The organism is Sedimenticola selenatireducens (assembly GCF_963675335.2).
GTDB lineage: Bacteria > Pseudomonadota > Gammaproteobacteria > Chromatiales > Chromatiaceae > Sedimenticola > Sedimenticola selenatireducens.
Map to the genome: position 1 here is coordinate 1,446,831 of NZ_CAXXYC010000003.1, position 16,189 is coordinate 1,463,019.

Sequence of the window (16,189 nt, forward strand, 5' to 3'; positions counted from 1 at the left end):
ATAAGACCAAAGCTGACAAAGATCAGAACCGGCCCGGTCATGCAAAATTCTCATACTCCATCAGGTCACGATGGGAGATGCGTCTTCTGATCAGGCCATATTGATCACCCGTGATCATCACCTCAGGAATGACATCCCGGCTGTTGTAGCCGGACGCCATAACCGCCCCATAGGCACCGGCCTGAAGCAAGGCCACACGCTCCCCCGAGTTGACCCGCGGCAGGCTGGCCTGTTGTAGAAAACTGTCGCTGCTCTCACAGATTGGACCAACCACATTGCAGATCTCCCTTGCTTCATCCGATTGCTTCAGCGTTAACAGTTGATGGGAGGCCTGATACAGGGCCGGGCGCAGCAGATCATTCATACCAGCATCCAGAATCAGAAAGGGAACCGGCTCAACTTCCTTTCGATAGACCACCTCACTCACCAGCACTCCGGCAGTCGCCACCAGGGAGCGTCCTGGCTCGACGGCAATTGCCACCCCCAGGTTCCGCAGCTCCCGATCGATCACGGCGGCAACCGCCCCGTACGCCAGACAACGACCATCACCGTAGTCAATACCAAAACCGCCACCCAGGTCCAGGTGGGTAATTGGATAGCCTTTATCTCTCAACTCGATAACCCACTCCCGTAGTCGACGGCAGGCTTTCTCATAGGGTTCCAGTGTCACTATCTGGGAACCGAGGTGCACTGCCAGGCCATGCAGCCTCAAACTGTCACTGCGCACAATCCGCTCCAGCGCCAACTCCAGTTGGCTGAAAGGTATTCCAAACTTGCTCCCCCTCACAGCGGTGGTGATATGCCGGTGGGTTGCCGCATCCACCTCCGGATTGATCCGTATTGATACGTTGGCGGTACGGCCCCGGGATTCGCAGAGATCCGCCAGACGTTCCAGCTCCGGAATCGATTCCAGATTGAACTGAAATATGCCCGCATCCAGCGCGGCCAGCAGCTCCGATGTTCTTTTTCCGACACCGGAGAAAATAATATCTTGTGGAGGAATCCCGGCCTTCAGTGCGCGCGCCAGTTCACCCTCCGATACGATATCCGCACCCAAACCCGCCTCGGCCATGAGCCGCAGCACGGCAAGATTGCTGTTGGCCTTCACCGCATAATGTATCGTGGCGCCAATGCTCTCGAAGGCGGATTTGCAATCCCCTATCCGCGCCTTGATGGCCGCTGCCGAATAACAGTAAAACGGGGTCTCCACCTGTTCGGCAATGCTATTCAGAGATATGGATTCCATGTAGAGCTGTCCATCACGATACTGCAAGAAGCTTTCACTATTCACTGTTTGTCTCCGTCGGTTTTGGTCTAATGTTGATCCTACCGAAGGCCCTCACACCCCACAGCTGTAAACACGCCGGTTTTTGACCGTAAGATGTACATTATTCCCGTGAAATTAGCGGTCCAGAGAGTACTGGACGAAGAACCTGAAAACTCGCAATAATCCGGCTGTGGACAAATTTGACCGGCAGATCATCAATCGACTGAAACAGAACGCCCGCGAGTCACTGGCGGCCATCGGGCGTGATATCGGTCTCTCCCGTAGCGCCGTGGCCGAACGGATTCAGCGGCTGGAAGCACACGGGGTCATCCACGGCTACACGCTGCGTCTGGGTGAGGTGGGCAAGAAAGCGGTGCAGGCCTACTTTCAACTCAGTTTTTCACCATTCAAGCTGGATGAACTGCTACCTGCGATCCAAACCATCCCTGAACTCTGTTACGGACATGCCTTGAGTGGCGAGGTGGATCTGATCCTGTTCGCCGAAACCGATTCGATGGAGCGCCTGAATCAGATACGCCGCCAGTTGGAACAGCTACCGGACCTGACCAGATTGATTACCTGTCCGGTACTGCAATCGATATCCTGATCGCCACTGACCAACTCCACCAAACCGGCGCGCATCCTCTGAAACTGGATCATCCACCGGTGCTATTCGGGGATTAACAGGGCTGATTGTTCATCGGTTGCCAATCGGGTTAATCTGAAAGTGGTCTTCAGGAACAGGCGATCAATCTATGGATTTTCCCAGAACCCACGGCAGCGACCCGGAAAGCTCAGTAGTTGAGAAGCACTATGCGGTAATCTATGTACCGGGGAAAAAACGCGCCCGTTTTCCCGAGAACTGTGTCGAGATTATGGACTCGTACAGCAGCGCCATTGCTCAGGCGAATGTGCAAGAGCAGCGCTACCCGGCACTGGTGTATGGACCCTCCCGTTCATCCGAGGGATTCCGTCTGTTCTACCTGATCGAGTGGCTTGAAGAGGCCTGAGGGCTAGGAATCAAAACCGAGGCGTATGCCAAAGAAGACCATGACCGAACCGGTCAGGCTGTGAAAACAGCGCCCAACCCTGGGACGGGAGAGCCAGACAGCGGCTCGCCCCACCATCAGCACCAGTATCAGTTGCCAAATATTGGCGATGATAAAATGCAGCCCGGCCAGGAACAGGGATTTGGCCAGCGCCGGATCGCCCGGCTGGATGAACTGGGGCAGAAACGCCATATAGAAGATGACTGTCTTGGGGTTCAGCACATTGGAGAGAAAACCTTCACGCAGTGAGGTCCAGGCGGCCACCTGGCGGTGCTTTACCCTGCCCGTATCAAACTTCAGGCCACTTTCGCCACGATAGGCGGAATACAGACTCCTGGCGCCGAGCCAGACCAGGTAACCGGCGCCCGCCAGCTTCAGCAGGGAGAACATCCAGGCCGACTGCATCAGGATCAGGGAGATGCCCCCGGCGGAGACGGCCGCATGTACGAACAGACCCAGACAGATGGCAAAACTGGTCAACACACCATCCCTGAAACCGCCACGCACGGTATTCCTGATCACCAGCAGGGTATCCACCCCGGGCGATACCGTGAGCAAGGTAATGGCCAGCAGATAGGCCCAGAGATAGTTGTCAAAAAACATATAATATATTTTTTAATTCAAACAGTTACGCGAAATAAAATCGACCGGCATTCTAGCATGGGCAGTTGCAGCTGATACAAACTATTTCAACCTGCGGGGGAGGAGTCAAGCCATCCCCTGGCCGACAATCGGTAATACACTTGACTCCGCCCCTTCACCGCCCGCTTCTATCCGCCGCCTTGATAAGCCTGAATGCCTCTACTCAACCGAGAAGCACGCGAAGAGATACCATGGCTTCTCTGCATTTCCGGCCCAATCCGGCAGGTGAGGTGGTGAATCATGAGAACACGAGTCGTTGTCTTCCTTCGTGTTCTTTGCGTCCTTGGCGGTTGAAACAGGGTTTTAACGATAAACGGTATTGGACCCCAGGAGCCTCAGTGGAACAGTCGCCCCACCAGCAACGGCAGGAACGTCTCCACCCGGTAAATACGCTCGCCCAGATCCAGCGGCGAGCACCCCGCTGCCAGCAGCTTCTCGACTTCGTAGGGAATAAACCCACCTTCGGGTCCGACACAGATCAGCGCCGGTCGCTCCGACGACAGCGCGGGATTGCCGGCGCTCCCGGCATAGGGATGAGCCACCAGCCCCAGCCTCCCTGCCAACAGTCCGGGCAGTTCATCTTCGACAAAGGGCTTGAAACGTTTTCTGATCTCAACCTGCGGCAACCGGGTATCTTTCGCCTGCTCAAGTCCCTCCCGCAGGGTCCGGTGTATCTCACCCGCCGACAGCAGGGGACTCTGCCAGTAACTCTTCTCCACCCGAAAACTGTGGATCAGGTAGAGTCGCTTGATACCGAGTTCCGCAACCATACGCAGACAGCGGCGCAACATCTTGGGACGCGGCACGGCCAGCACCAGTATAAGCGGCAACCCGTCGGGTGCCGGCTCGTTCAACTCAAGCCGCAGTGTCGCCTGCTGCCGATCCAGGGTCAGGATCTCCGCTTGGCCCATCTTACCGTTGAGCAGACCCGCCTTGAGGCGATCACCCGGTTGTGCGCGATGCACATCGAGAATATGTTGCAGCCGATGACCGCGGATCACCGCAATATTGCTCTCAATCAGGTCCTCTGGTTCCAGCAGCAGCAGATTCATGGCTTAGAGGCTTCTCTCCCAGAGCAGTTTCAGCGTCTCCGCAATCGAGGCCGCGGCACTGTTGAGTCGCACCCCAAAGGCATGCGCCATGTTCTCTCCGGTCAACACCGACTCCGGGCTTCCTTCGGCCAGGGTTTCACCCGCCACCAGCAGCATCAGGCGGTGGCAGTAGTGCGCCGCCAGCCGCAGATCGTGCAGCACCACCACCGCCGCTCCGCCCTTTTGGCAGTAGCACTGCAGCAGTGACATCACCTCGATCTGGTGCGCCAGATCGAGCGCCGCCACCGGCTCGTCCGCCAACAACACCTGGGGCTCCGCCACCAGGGCACGCGCCAGCAGCACCCGGGAGCGTTCCCCCCCGGAGAGGGTATTGAACTGCCGCGTACGAAAATCGTTCAGGTCGGTTTCCGCCATCACCTGCGCAATCAGCGCCTGATCCGTCTCCCCCGGTCGCTGCCAGTCGGAGAGATGGGGCAGACGTCCCAGGGCAACCAGGCGTTCAACACTCATCGGCCAGTGGGCGGTGCCACTCTGGGCCAGATAGGAGAGGCGTTTGGCCCGCTCCTGGGGAGACAGTTGCAGATAATCCGCCTCCTCCCAGCACAGGGTTCCCGACCGGGGTTTCAGCAGGCCGGCCAATACCCGCAACAGCGTGGTCTTGCCGGCCCCGTTGGGACCGATCAGGCCGAGCATTTCACCCGCTTTCAGATTGAAGTCGACCCCATTCAGGATGGTGACGCCCCCCAGTGACACCGTCAGACCGGTACCGTGCAGCCGATTCATAGCTGGTACCGCCGGCTCTTGAGTATGAGATAGAGAAAGAATGGCGCCCCCACCAGTGAGGTCAGCACTCCAACCTTGATATCGGAGCCGGCCGGAAACAGGCGGGTAGCGATATCCGCCGCCAGTAGCAATGCGGCACCGCCCAGGGCGCTGGTGAGCAATAGCCGCGAGGGCTGAAAACCAACCAGCGGCCGCAACAGATGGGGCACCACCAGACCGATAAAGCCGATGGAACCGGTGATGGAGACCGCCGAACCGACCGACAACGCGATCGCCAGAAAGATACGCCAGCGTAGCCGGGTGAGCGAGATACCCATGGTGCTGGCGGTCTCCTCTCCCAGGGTCAGCGCATCCAGGGATCGGCCGGTACCCAGCAGTAGCAGCCAGCCCAGCAGGACACCGGGTAACAGGGTCCAGAGATCATGCATGCTGTGATTGGCAATGGAACCCATCATCCAGAGTACGATCTCCCGCACCGCATAGGGGCTGGGCGCCAGATTCAGCAGCAGCGATATCATCGCCAGTGCCAGGGCATTGATCGCCACGCCGGCGAGGATCAGGGTGAGGGTACCGGCCTCCCGGCCAGCCATCAGGTAGACCAGAAAGGTAGCCAGCAGCGCACCGGCCATGCCCCCCATGGGAACAGCCAGCGGCAACAGCGCACCCAGGCCGAAATAGAGCATCCCCACCGCGCCAAGTGCGGCGCCACTGGCGCTGCCGATCAGCCCGGGACTGGCCAGAGGATTGCGCAACAGTCCCTGCATGGCGGCACCGGCCAGACCCAGGGTGGCACCGGTAAACAGGGCGATCAACGCTCGCGGCAAGCGGATCTCTCCAAAGATCAGGCCGATCACGGTGGGCGTATCCAGCAGGCTCTCACGCGCCGCCTGCAGCACCGGCAGGGGGTTGGCGCCAACAAACAGCGAGGCGGCAAACAGCAGACAAACCAGTATGACGAGGAGCACCACCAGGGTCTGTTGCTGCAGGTTCATCAGCCGGCTCATCGAGGCAGGCTCCGGTGCAATATCTCCACCGCTTCCGCAATCATTGGTCCGCCACAGATCCAGTAGCGGTAGGCCACCTCAATCGGCGCCCTGCCCCGGGTCAATTGCCGAAGGACCGGATGTTGCAAAAGCTGCTGGCCCCGGGAGTGGGTGCCAGATGCATAGGAGGAGGTGAACAGCTGTACCGGTCGTGCCAGGATCAGCCGTTCCAGATCAATGGCGCCGTAACCAATCACTCCCTCCAGGGCGGCGATATTCTCCCACCCGGCCAGTTCCAGGGCACTGTGCTGCAGGGTATTGATGCCGCCGGTATAGCCGTTGGGCTGATAAAATGCACCCTTGGGTCTGATCTCGGGTCGCTGCCGTTCTATCCGTTCCAGTCGTTCATCCATCGCCTCGATCATCTGGCGGCCCTGCGCTTCCCGGCCGATCAGCCCGGCCATTCGGTGAATATTGCCGCGGATATCCTCGACACTGGATGCAAGCGGAAACTGCTCCACCCGGTAGCCGAGTTTTTTCAGTAGCGCAATCAGCGAGCGGTCGGTGTAGGCGCCGGCTAGAACGAGATCCGGCTTCAGGGCCAGAATCTCTTCCGCCTTGGCGTGATTGACCGGGTAGTTGGCAGCCTGTGCCGCCATGTATGAACTATTCGGCTCCAGTGCCAGGTGACTGACCGACGCGATCTGATCCGGTCTACCCAGCATCAACAGCAACTGGTCGGTACAGAGGTTGATGGAGATGACATGTTGGGGCTGTTCGGCCCCACTGGCCCCTGTAACCACCCACAGCAATAACAGAAAAGTGAGTGATCTCCGGTTCAATATTGTTTTACCCACTCTGCTGCTCGATTAAGCCTGATCCGGCCCCTCTCAGTAATGAGGGGGCCGGGCGATTATCCCCTATTTCGCTTCATAATGAACAGAGACAAACAGTTCACGACCGCCGGTGTTATAGGTACGAATAGTCTCATAGTCCCGGTCAAACAGATTGCGCACCTGACCGCGCAGGGTCCACTCGCGGCTCAGATGGTGTGCCACCCGCAGATCCAGGGTACCGAAACCGGCAGTCCGAAAGGTATTGGTTGCATTGCTGTAGCTGTGACTGCGAGCCTGTAGTGTGGCACCCAGCTCAGTGGGACCGAACTCCCGATCAATATCAATCCGAATCGCCTGTTCATTTCGATCCGTCAACAATCTACCCGTCGTGCGGTTGCGAGGATCGAGCAGGGTCAGATTACCACTAATCCGCCAACCGGCCAGTTGCGTGTTGATGCCCGCCTCCAGGCCATCAATTCTGGCCCGGTCGACGTTCTGCGGCTGATAGGTAAAGGGTGCAATTTCGACCCAGTCGATCAGGCCTTCAATATCGGTACGAAACAGATTGATATTCCATCCGCCCCACGACTGACTGCCCCTGAGTGACAATTCAACGCTCTCTGACTCTTCCGGGGTCAGATTCGGGTTGCCGTTTGAACCCCAGGGATCCTGATAATAGAGGTCATTGAATGTCGGGGCACGAAAACCGGTGCCATAGGAGGCAACCAGCCTTAGCGTCTCGGTTAACTCCCGTCCCCAGGCGATATTGCCGGTGTTGTAGTCGCCGAACGCTTCATTGTCATCATGCCGCAGGCCGATCACCACGTCGTTCGCGCCAAACGCTGTCTGGTACTGGGCAAACAGCGCACTGTTATCCCGCTGATTTACACTGTAGCTGCTGGTACCCTCAACCTGATCACGCAGAAAATCGATACCGAGCGTGAGTACACTCTCTTCATCGACTGCAATGTCGTTCTGCCAGGAGAATTGACGCCGCCTGGTATTGAAGAATGAGGCAAAGCTGCTGTTGGTAAAATTGGTCGTCTCATCCCGGCTCTCACCGAACGAGAGTGTGATGTCCCAGCTGTCATTGGGCGAATACTCCAGTTTGCTGCTGAGCGACTGTTGCAGAAAATCGGTATCGAAAAAATCGGCCGGCCCGAAGGCACTGTCATACTCGTTCTCGCCTTTAGCCTGCAAAGCGGTAACACCCAGCTTCAGGCCATTGGAAAAGCGATAACCCAGATGTCCAGAGAATGAACGGTTTTTATAACCATCCTCATCCGGGTTATTGTTTTTCAGCGAGCTGAATCCGTCCGACCGCAGATCAGACAGGCTAATACCGTAATCCAGGTTATCCTGTGTTGCATTCAGTCCCAGGGCCACTCGTCGGGTATTGTGTGAGCCGTATTCCGCCTCGGCAGTTACCAAGCCGCCGGGCTTTCCCTTTGTGGTAAATATCTGTATGACACCACCCATGGCATCGGCACCATACAGCTGGGAGCGGGGTCCCCTGACGATCTCGATCCGTTCGATCTGCGCCAGCGGAATATCCTGAAAAGCGACCGTTCCTAAAGTAGCGGAACCGATACGCATCCCATCGATCAACACCAACACCTGTTTGGAATCTGTACCCCGCAGACGTATGCCGGTTACCTTGCCCAGTCCGCCGTTGCTGCTCATGGTCAGTCCCTGGGTACCATCGAGTAGCTGGGTGATGTCCTTGGCCTGGCTGTTTTTGATATCGTCCCGGGTGATGACGGTGACTGCCGCCAGGGTTTCATCAATGCTCTGTGCCATGCGGGTGGCGGTCACATTAACCCTGTCCAGGGAGGTGGCGGCATAGGTTGCGCACGTGGGCAGCGCCAGGGTGATGCCGGATAAAATAACCGACCGATAGTATCTATTGCGAATCATTGCTGGGTCTCTCCGTTACTCCCCGGGGGGAGTGCATTTGGAACAAATGCAGGACGGAAAGAGAGACTTGCTGATGCTGACAGGCCAAACCGGAACGGGCCACAGCGGGACTGCATACAAGTACAGGTTTTCCGACCTGCCTGAATGCGTCAGCTAACGGAAGACCGCTCTACTGAATACCCCGTTCGGTAGAAATGCGACGCATGAAAGGCAGGTTTCCTGACTTGCAGATCGACACCCGGTTTCGCCTTCCCAATCGTTGGACCAGTGGCTTCATGAAACCGGACTACTTGCTTACAGTTGCGAGGACAGTCAAGGATTTGTCTGGATCAGACTCACCTTGTTCCCTTTTAACCCATGACGGGCACCCTTCAGAGGTGGCTATTTTAAGCCAAGTCGAAAAATCCACAAGGGAATTTACCCCCCGCGGCTGGACCCGTGGCACAAACTGGCCCTGTCGGGATGAGGTGTATGGGTGAATTTCTGATTGCGGGGTCAATTCATGGCAAAGCGTATCGGCACCCGAAACTCCCAGTGGTCACGGTCCAACTGGGGCGGAATGGGTTCAAAACGTCCCAGATCTGTCACCGCCTTTGAAGCAGCCCGGTCCAGGATCACCCTGAGTGAACTGCTACCGATTCCGACGTCGGAGATGGTGCCGTCCCTGAGCACGGTAAACAACACCAGGACTTCTCCTTCATAACCCTTTTTTCGAGCCCGCAGGGGATAGCGCTTGTGTCTTTCGATCGCGGTAACCAGGGCGTTCATATAGGCTCGTTCGATCTCCCGCAGAGCCTTCGCCGACTGCTGCGGTGACTCCGCGGAATCGTGCTGCTCAACCGGCCCGGCACTGGATGATGGATTGGCCACACGCTGTACAATCGGTTCATTGGCAGGTTGTGGTTCAGGCATCGGGGGCGGCGGCTCGGCGTGTCGCACGACGGGCGCTTCCGGCTTTTTCGATACTGCCGCAGCAGGGCTCTTTATCGGTCGCCCCGCCGCGGTGGGGGCCTGTGTGGCGAGCAACTGTTGAATGACATTGCTCCGGTCTGATTCATTGGCCGAGACAACCGGTTCCGGCGTGGCTTGATACACCGCCTTGGCGGAAGCCGGTTTCGGCGCCGCCTCGGGCACAGGCGTAACCATCTCCTCCTGCTGCCCTTTTTCAGCACGCACAAGAGCGACCTGCAGACTTTTGCCCGATGTGGCCGGTAGTGGCCTGTCGTGCGGAGTAAAGCCGCCTAGATAGAGCAGAACTGTTCCATGGGCCAGCAGTGACAGGAGCACGCTGGCTATGCGTATCAACATCGTATTATTCGAATCAACCGGTTTTCAGATCCGGAACATGGCCGCCACGGATACTTCCGGGTGGTGAATATTCCGGCTGTAACAGCCGCAGCATGGCGTTGGCCTTGTGGAAAGTCTCCTGGTATTCGCTATCCAGCACGGAATCCGCCACCAGACCGCCACCTGCCCAGAAGCGCATCCTACCATCAATATGTACGATTGTGCGTATGGCGATATTGCTGTCCATATTGCCATCAAACCCGATATAGCCGATTGAACCGCAATAGACCCCACGACGATCCGGTTCCAGTTGCTCGATAATCTCCATCGCCCGCAGCTTCGGCGTGCCGGTAATGGAACCACCCGGAAAACAGCCGCGCAACAGATCCAGCGCATCCCGATTTGCCGCCAGCCGACTACTGATCGTGGATACCAGGTGATGCACAGTGGCGTAGCTCTCCAAACCGAACAACTCACCCACTTCCACACTGCCCAAGGCGCTGTTTTTGCCCAGATCATTGCGCAGCAGATCTACAATCATCAGATTCTCCGCCCGATCCTTTTCGCTCGCCAGCAGACGCTGTTTCAGCGCCCTGTCATCCTGGGTGGTTGTGCCACGCGGCAGGGTACCCTTGATTGGCCGGGTCTCCGCCAGGCCGTCCCTGATCGCCAGAAATCGCTCCGGTGAAGAACATAGCAACTGTGCCGCCGGGGTATTCAGATAGGCGGAAAAAGGAGCTGGATTGAGTCTTCGCAACTGCTGGTAGGCCTGCCAGGGGTCACCCTCGGTAGCCACCGAGAAGCGCTGGGCCAGATTCACCTGGTAACAATCCCCTTCCTGGATGTAGCGCTTTATCTCGCGGAAGGCATCGGCATACTGTTGCCGGGACATATTGGACTCGACCGCTCCCGTCACCCTGAAAGGTACCGGCTCAACCATTACCGGGGGCCGGCAGAACCGCTCCACCAGCATTGGCCACTGAGTGACGGTACGCGAATCAAAACCGCAGCCGACCAGCCAGCTACGCTGCTCCTGGTGGTCGACCACCAGCGCCCAGTCATAGATGCCGATGGCCATCTCCGGCAACTGGTCCTGATCCCTGGCCACAACCGGCAACCGCTCCAGAGAGCGGGCCAGGTCGTAGGAAAAATAGCCCAGAGCCCCACCACGAAAGGGTAAGGATTCATGGGAATCCATCCGGTATTGCCGAAGCAAGGCCTGCAACAGGCCCATCGGCTCGTCATCGGAGACAACCACCGAACCATCCGCCCGGGTGATCCGGGTCTGGCCATTTCGAGTGACCAGCGTTGCCATCGGATCACAGGTGACCAGATCATAACGGGCCTGTTTGCTCCCCCGGTCGCTGCTGTCCAGAAACACCGCCCAAGGCTGTCCGGCAAGCGGAGCAAACAGCCGGCTGGTGTCCTCGATGTAGGGAAGTTCCCGCAACAGTGTTGGCGTCTGGCTCGTCATCGGAGTGGGATCGATATCTGAAAACGGTGCTGTGAATTCGGGCCGAGCAGTATAGCACTTGCCGCCACAGGCGCCGTCCATCGAATAAACCTAAAAAAAACTATTTCAACCGCTAAGGACGCAAAGAACACGAAGGACAACAATGACTTGTATTTGCCAAATCATTCACCAACCGGGTTGGGCCGGAGGAGTGGTGCAGGGATGTACCGCTTACGGAACCGAGGATGCAATACAACTGGTTACGGACCCATGGACGGAAATGAAGATAAGCCATGGTATCTCTTTGCGTACTTTGTGATCTTGGCGGTTGAATCGAGAAATTCAGGATCAGGATCAAGGGCAATAGATGCGCGTCGCCCTGCTTGGCACACCATAGAAAAAGGGGGTGTCCTCACGGACACCCCCCTTTTGTGCTACCTGACACATAGGTTACAGACGATACCGGAGACATAGGTTACACATGACGGTATTTGGGAGGAATCTCAAATGCCCTGGAAAGAGTGTAACCGTATGGAAGAACGCCTTAGATTTGTTGCCCGTCTGCTTGACGGTGAAAAAATGGCTCCCCTTTGCCGGGAGTTCGGCATTTCCCGTAAAACAGGTTATAAGCTATTCAATCGCTATAAAAATGAAGGATTAGCAGGGCTGGAGGACCAAAGCAAACGCCCCTATCGGCATGCCAATAAATTACCCTTCCAAATTGAACGCGCCATTCTCAAGATCAAGACGGAACATAAGAGTTGGGGCGCACCTAAAATCCGCGAGAAACTGATTCGCCTTTATCCAATGATTCGGCCGCCAGCCAAGAGTACGGTCCATGCCGTGCTTGATCGACACGGCCTGGTCACACGCAGAAAACGGCACCACCCAAAGGCTCAAGGCACCTCGCTACGTGACAGTCAAACCCCCAATGGACTCTGGTGTGCCGATTTCAAGGGCGAATTCCTGTTAGGCAATCGCTGTTATTGCTATCCGCTAACCATGACGGATTACGCCTCACGATATCTACTATCCTGTGAAGGCTTGGAGTCCACCAAGGAAGTAGGCGCTTTTCCTGTCTTTGAGCGGACCTTTAAACAATTTGGCTTACCGCAGGCTATCCGCACCGATAACGGCGTGCCTTTCGCCTCGCCCAATGCGCTTTTTGGTCTGAGCCGACTCTCCGTCTGGTGGTTGCGCCTGGGCATCGCTATCGAGCGGATTCAGCCGGGACAACCGCAGCAGAACGGGCGGCATGAGCGCATGCATTTAACACTGAAGAAGGAGGCCACAAAGCCGCCTGCGTTCAATTTTCTTCAGCAGCAAGAACGATTTGACCAATTTTTAGAGGTCTACAATAACCAGCGCCCTCACCAGGCACTGGGCATGAAGTACCCCGGTGAGCTGTATACACCTTCCACCCGTGAATATCGCGTTCCCGAAGTACCTGAATACCCTTTTCATGATCGCACCGTAAAAATCACGAAGTGCGGACGTATCTGCATCGGCCGCCGAAAAATTAATCTCAGTACGGTGTTCGCCGGTCAATATGTGGGTATTCGCGAGGTCAGTGACAAAATTTGGCTTGTCAGCTTTATGAAATATGACTTAGGATTTTTTGATGAAAACGAAGAAAGGGTTGAGCCAGCGCCCAACCCTTTCTTGACCGAAGTGTTACCTATCTCTCCGGTATAAAGTGTGACCTATGTGCTCGGTACACACCTTTTTCAATTGGTCGGGCGGACAGGATTTGAACCTGCGACCACTTGTCCCCCAGACAAGCACGCTACCAGACTGCGCCACCGCCCGAAAACTGAGCGCGCATACTAGGCGGTATGCACCCCGTTGTCAATGTTGAGCGAATCAGCGTTTAAGTATCTGCAACACCTCTTCCAGCTCGGCCCGCAACTGCCTGGCTATCTGGTGACTCTGGTCCTGATCGTCCTTTGCGCCTTCACCGGAAAGCTGCTGACGCGCCCCGCCGATAGTAAAACCCTGGTCATAGAGCAGACTGCGTATCTGGCGAATCATCAATACGTCATGACGCTGATAATACCGACGATTTCCGCGCCGCTTGATCGGCTTCAGTTGGGTGAACTCCTGTTCCCAATAACGCAGCACGTGCGGCTTGACGCCACACAACTCGCTCACCTCACCAATAGTGAAATAGCGCTTGCCGGGTATTGCCGGCAGATCTGCAGTATTACTGCTTGCTTCCAGCATAAGCTTCGACCCTCGCCTTCAATTTTTGACCCGGGCGGAATGTCACCACGCGGCGCGCCGAAATCGGGATCTCTTCACCGGTTTTCGGATTTCTTCCAGGGCGCTCTTTCTTTTCGCGCAGATCAAAATTACCGAACCCAGACAACTTAACCTGTGAACCTTCCTGCAGCGAAATGCGCACTTTCTCGAAAAACATTTCAACCATCTCCTTGGCCTCGCGTTTGTTCAGGCCAAGTTCATCAAAAAGTTTTTCGGCAATATCCGCCTTGGTCAAAGCCATATGTTCAATCTCTCAGTTGTGCATTGTAGCGTTCGACAAGCGCAGCAACTATCTGCGCCATTACGCGTTCCACTTTTTCATCCGTAAGAGTGTGGGAACTTTCCTGTAAAATCAAGCCCAAAGCGAGACTTTTTCGTCCTGAGTCTACCTTTTCACCAGTATAGACATCAAAAATCAGAATTTCTCTCAAAATTTCCGGCACCGATTCCCGGATTGTCTGTCGAATCTCGTCAAATCCCACCTTTTGATCCACCACGATCGCAATATCGCGCCGAATGGAGGGGTATTTGGAAAGCGCACTGAAAACCGGCAAACGCCCTTCCAGAAGATGATTCAGGCCAATCTCAAACAGGTAGGCGCCGGAGGTCAGATCCAGCTTCTGTTCCAGCTCCGGGTGCAGTTTGCCAATCCAGCCGACAGTTTTGTCACCACGGATGATCTGTGCGCTCTGCCCCGGATGCAATGCACTGTGGCTGGCGGCCTGGAAGCGAAACTCGTCAGCACACCCAGTCAGGGCAAACAGCGCCTCCAGGTCGGCCTTGATATCAAAGAAGTCAACGGCCCGCGCAGGGGTGCCCCAACCTTCTGGCTGCGCTGCACCTGAAACAAGACCAGCTATCATTGATTCTTGTTTAATATCATCATCTTGCCTAATAAATCTAAGACCTGACTCGAAGATTCTGACGCGTGCTTGTTGGCGTGACTGATTGTACATGGCCGTCTGTAGCAGGCCGGCCCACAGGGTGGTCCGCATAATCGACATATCTGACGATATCGGATTGGCCAGCACCACCGTGTCATGTCCGGAATCGATCAGGTCGTGCATTTCACTGCTGATGAAGCTGTAGGTAATCGCCTCCTGGTAATCCCGATCGACCAGCAGTCGCTTGGCCCGCTGCAGATTGAAGGTTACCTCTGGTTCAGCCCGCATCACCGTGGCCGTCGCGCTGCGGCGGGTGGGAATCCGGGTATAGCCATAGATCCGCCCGACCTCCTCGATCAGATCCTCCTCAATGCTGATATCGAAACGGCAACTGGGGGCAATCACCTTCCAGCCCTCATCCACCTTCTCTACCCGCATCTCCAGGCGCGTCAGGATGTCGCTAATGATGTCATTGTCAATCTCCAGCCCCAGCACCCTGGCCACCCGCTCGCGGCGCAGCAGGATCTCTGGACGGGGTTCAATATGGGATTCGTCGGCCGATTCCGATACCGGGCCGGGTTCTCCGCCGGCGATTTCCAGCAGCAGCTGGGTGGCACGCTCGATGGCCTGTCTCTGCAGCTGGGGATCGACACCCCGTTCGAAGCGATGGGAAGAGTCGGTATGCAGACCATAACTGCGCGCCTTGCCGGTAATCATGGTCGGTGCAAAAAAGGCGCTCTCCAGCAGGATATCCCGGGTGTTGTCATTCACGCCGGAGTGCTCCCCGCCCATGATACCGGCTATGGCCACCGGCCTGGCCTGGTCGGCAATCACCAGGGTATCGCTGCGCAGGGTTATCTCCTGGCCATCCAGTAGTACCAGCTTCTCACCCTCGTCCGCCATTCGCACACGAATGCCGCCCTCAAGCTCGGCCAGATCGAAGCCATGCATCGGCTGACCCAGCTCCAGCATCACATAGTTGGTGACATCAACCACCGGGCTGATGGGGCGCAAGTCACTGCGGCGCAGCCGCTCCTGCATCCACAGCGGTGTCTCGGCGGCGGGGTTGATATTTTTCACCACCCGGCAGAGATAACGGGGACACCCCCCCGGCGCCTCCAGGGAAACCGGGAAGCTTTCGTCATTGACCGCCGGAACAGGCTCCATGACCGGCGGCGTGACCGGGGTACGGTTGATTACCCCGACCTCCCGGGCGATACCGGCCAGCCCCAGACAGTCCCCCCGGTCCGGCGTCAGATCCACATCGATCGCCTTGTCATTCAGCGAGAGATAAGCCCTGAAGTCATCACCGACAGGGGCATCCGCAGCGAGTGGTAGAATACCGTCAGACGACGCCGCCAGACCCAGTTCCGAGGCGGAACAGATCATACCCTGCGACTCGACACCGCGCAGCTTGGCCCGCTTGATCTTGAAATTACCCGGCAACACGGCGCCAATCACCGCAACCGGCACCCTGAGACCTGCCGCCACATTAGGCGCTCCGCAAACGATCTGCAGCGGATCATCGCCCCCCACATTCACCGTACAGAGGCTGAGCTTGTCGGCGTTGGGATGCTGCTCACGAGTGAGCACCTCACCCACCAGCACCCCCTCGAACTCACCGGCCACCGGCTCAACCGAGTCCACTTCCAGACCTGCCATACTGAGCTGATCAGCCAGTTCAGTGGTCGTAACGGCTGGGTTTACCCACTCACGCAACCAGGCTTCACTGAATTTCATAATCTCGTTTCCAATCCTGAAGGGCGCCTATCGC

15 protein-coding genes, 1 tRNA gene and 1 riboswitch are annotated in these 16,189 nt (G+C 56.8%); of the genes, 3 read left to right on the forward strand and 13 right to left on the reverse strand.

The features are described from left to right. Positions 1–37 precede the first annotated feature (37 nt). Positions 38–1,291 (reverse strand): diaminopimelate decarboxylase, encoded by a 1,254-nt coding sequence (lysA, locus tag ACHZBF_RS10380; protein WP_084609847.1) that lies wholly within the window; start codon positions 1,289–1,291, stop codon positions 38–40. Positions 1,292–1,457: 166 nt separating this feature from the next. On the opposite strand from lysA, the gene ACHZBF_RS10385 reads away from it, so the two are divergent. Then, entirely contained in the window at positions 1,458–1,874 is a 417-nt protein-coding gene (locus ACHZBF_RS10385; protein ID WP_273437385.1) for an Lrp/AsnC family transcriptional regulator, read from the forward strand. Between the two features lie 148 nt (positions 1,875–2,022). Further along, positions 2,023–2,277 (forward strand): hypothetical protein, encoded by a 255-nt coding sequence (locus ACHZBF_RS10390; RefSeq protein WP_029132710.1) that lies wholly within the window; start codon positions 2,023–2,025, stop codon positions 2,275–2,277. Between the two features lie 3 nt (positions 2,278–2,280). Here the strand turns inward: ACHZBF_RS10390 and ACHZBF_RS10395 are convergent, their stop codons facing one another. The 8 genes from ACHZBF_RS10395 to pabB all read right to left on the reverse strand — a co-directional run bounded on the left by ACHZBF_RS10395 (position 2,281) and on the right by pabB (position 11,290). Beyond that, positions 2,281–2,919 carry a LysE family translocator gene (locus ACHZBF_RS10395; protein WP_273437384.1) on the reverse strand — a complete coding sequence of 213 codons (639 nt, stop codon included), beginning with the start codon at positions 2,917–2,919 and terminating at the stop codon, positions 2,281–2,283. Between the two features lie 374 nt (positions 2,920–3,293). Beyond that, complete coding sequence (locus ACHZBF_RS10400) at positions 3,294–4,010, reverse strand: 16S rRNA (uracil(1498)-N(3))-methyltransferase (protein ID WP_321528372.1); 717 nt, start codon at positions 4,008–4,010, stop codon at positions 3,294–3,296. A gap of 3 nt (positions 4,011–4,013) precedes the next feature. Further along, entirely contained in the window at positions 4,014–4,793 is a 780-nt protein-coding gene (locus ACHZBF_RS10405) for an ABC transporter ATP-binding protein (RefSeq protein WP_321528373.1), read from the reverse strand. Continuing rightward, positions 4,790–5,797, reverse strand: coding sequence for a FecCD family ABC transporter permease (locus tag ACHZBF_RS10410; RefSeq protein ID WP_321528374.1), 1,008 nt, complete (start codon positions 5,795–5,797; stop codon positions 4,790–4,792). Before ACHZBF_RS10410 ends, ACHZBF_RS10405 begins: the two co-directional genes overlap by 4 nt. Then, positions 5,794–6,618, reverse strand: coding sequence for an ABC transporter substrate-binding protein (locus ACHZBF_RS10415; protein WP_321528375.1), 825 nt, complete (start codon positions 6,616–6,618; stop codon positions 5,794–5,796). Before ACHZBF_RS10415 ends, ACHZBF_RS10410 begins: the two co-directional genes overlap by 4 nt. Positions 6,619–6,696: 78 nt before the next feature. Next, positions 6,697–8,529: a TonB-dependent receptor domain-containing protein gene (locus tag ACHZBF_RS10420; RefSeq protein ID WP_321528376.1), complete on the reverse strand. Its 1,833-nt coding sequence runs from the start codon at positions 8,527–8,529 to the stop codon at positions 6,697–6,699. Positions 8,530–8,721: 192 nt separating this feature from the next. Next, positions 8,722–8,916, reverse strand: a riboswitch (cobalamin riboswitch). A gap of 108 nt (positions 8,917–9,024) precedes the next feature. Further along, positions 9,025–9,837, reverse strand: a complete 813-nt coding sequence (locus tag ACHZBF_RS10425) for an energy transducer TonB (RefSeq protein WP_321528377.1) — start codon at positions 9,835–9,837, stop codon at positions 9,025–9,027. Positions 9,838–9,850: 13 nt separating this feature from the next. Beyond that, entirely contained in the window at positions 9,851–11,290 is a 1,440-nt protein-coding gene (pabB, locus tag ACHZBF_RS10430) for an aminodeoxychorismate synthase component I (RefSeq protein ID WP_321528378.1), read from the reverse strand. A 510-nt stretch (positions 11,291–11,800) separates the two neighbouring features. On the opposite strand from pabB, the gene ACHZBF_RS10435 reads away from it, so the two are divergent. Further along, complete coding sequence (locus ACHZBF_RS10435) at positions 11,801–12,964, forward strand: IS481 family transposase (protein WP_335342930.1); 1,164 nt, start codon at positions 11,801–11,803, stop codon at positions 12,962–12,964. A 37-nt stretch (positions 12,965–13,001) separates the two neighbouring features. On the opposite strand, the gene ACHZBF_RS10440 is transcribed toward ACHZBF_RS10435, so the two are convergent. From ACHZBF_RS10440 to pheT, 4 genes are all read right to left on the reverse strand, one after another. Further along, positions 13,002–13,078: transfer RNA gene (locus ACHZBF_RS10440), tRNA-Pro, on the reverse strand. A 54-nt stretch (positions 13,079–13,132) separates the two neighbouring features. Continuing rightward, positions 13,133–13,492, reverse strand: a complete 360-nt coding sequence (locus ACHZBF_RS10445; protein WP_029132688.1) for a MerR family transcriptional regulator — start codon at positions 13,490–13,492, stop codon at positions 13,133–13,135. Then, positions 13,473–13,772, reverse strand: a complete 300-nt coding sequence (gene ihfA / locus ACHZBF_RS10450; protein ID WP_029132687.1) for an integration host factor subunit alpha — start codon at positions 13,770–13,772, stop codon at positions 13,473–13,475. The genes ACHZBF_RS10445 and ihfA overlap by 20 nt, the downstream gene beginning before the upstream one ends. Positions 13,773–13,776: 4 nt before the next feature. Beyond that, positions 13,777–16,155 carry a phenylalanine--tRNA ligase subunit beta gene (pheT, locus tag ACHZBF_RS10455; RefSeq protein WP_029132686.1) on the reverse strand — a complete coding sequence of 793 codons (2,379 nt, stop codon included), beginning with the start codon at positions 16,153–16,155 and terminating at the stop codon, positions 13,777–13,779. Positions 16,156–16,189 lie beyond the last annotated feature (34 nt).

What these genes read in the sequence shown, in the direction of transcription:
- ACHZBF_RS10390 (WP_029132710.1), top strand. Translation starts at nt 2,023, where the DNA reads ATGGATTTTCCCAGAACCCACGGCAGCGACCCGGAAAGCTCAGTAGTT.
- ACHZBF_RS10395 (WP_273437384.1), bottom strand. Translation starts at nt 2,919, where the DNA reads ATGTTTTTTGACAACTATCTCTGGGCCTATCTGCTGGCCATTACCTTG.
- ACHZBF_RS10400 (WP_321528372.1), bottom strand. Translation starts at nt 4,010, where the DNA reads ATGAATCTGCTGCTGCTGGAACCAGAGGACCTGATTGAGAGCAATATT.
- ACHZBF_RS10405 (WP_321528373.1), bottom strand. Translation starts at nt 4,793, where the DNA reads ATGAATCGGCTGCACGGTACCGGTCTGACGGTGTCACTGGGGGGCGTC.
- ACHZBF_RS10410 (WP_321528374.1), bottom strand. Translation starts at nt 5,797, where the DNA reads ATGAGCCGGCTGATGAACCTGCAGCAACAGACCCTGGTGGTGCTCCTC.
- ACHZBF_RS10420 (WP_321528376.1), bottom strand. Translation starts at nt 8,529, where the DNA reads ATGATTCGCAATAGATACTATCGGTCGGTTATTTTATCCGGCATCACC.
- ACHZBF_RS10425 (WP_321528377.1), bottom strand. Translation starts at nt 9,837, where the DNA reads ATGTTGATACGCATAGCCAGCGTGCTCCTGTCACTGCTGGCCCATGGA.
- pabB (WP_321528378.1), bottom strand. Translation starts at nt 11,290, where the DNA reads ATGACGAGCCAGACGCCAACACTGTTGCGGGAACTTCCCTACATCGAG.
- ACHZBF_RS10435 (WP_335342930.1), top strand. Translation starts at nt 11,801, where the DNA reads ATGGAAGAACGCCTTAGATTTGTTGCCCGTCTGCTTGACGGTGAAAAA.
- ACHZBF_RS10445 (WP_029132688.1), bottom strand. Translation starts at nt 13,492, where the DNA reads ATGCTGGAAGCAAGCAGTAATACTGCAGATCTGCCGGCAATACCCGGC.
- ihfA (WP_029132687.1), bottom strand. Translation starts at nt 13,772, where the DNA reads ATGGCTTTGACCAAGGCGGATATTGCCGAAAAACTTTTTGATGAACTT.
- pheT (WP_029132686.1), bottom strand. Translation starts at nt 16,155, where the DNA reads ATGAAATTCAGTGAAGCCTGGTTGCGTGAGTGGGTAAACCCAGCCGTT.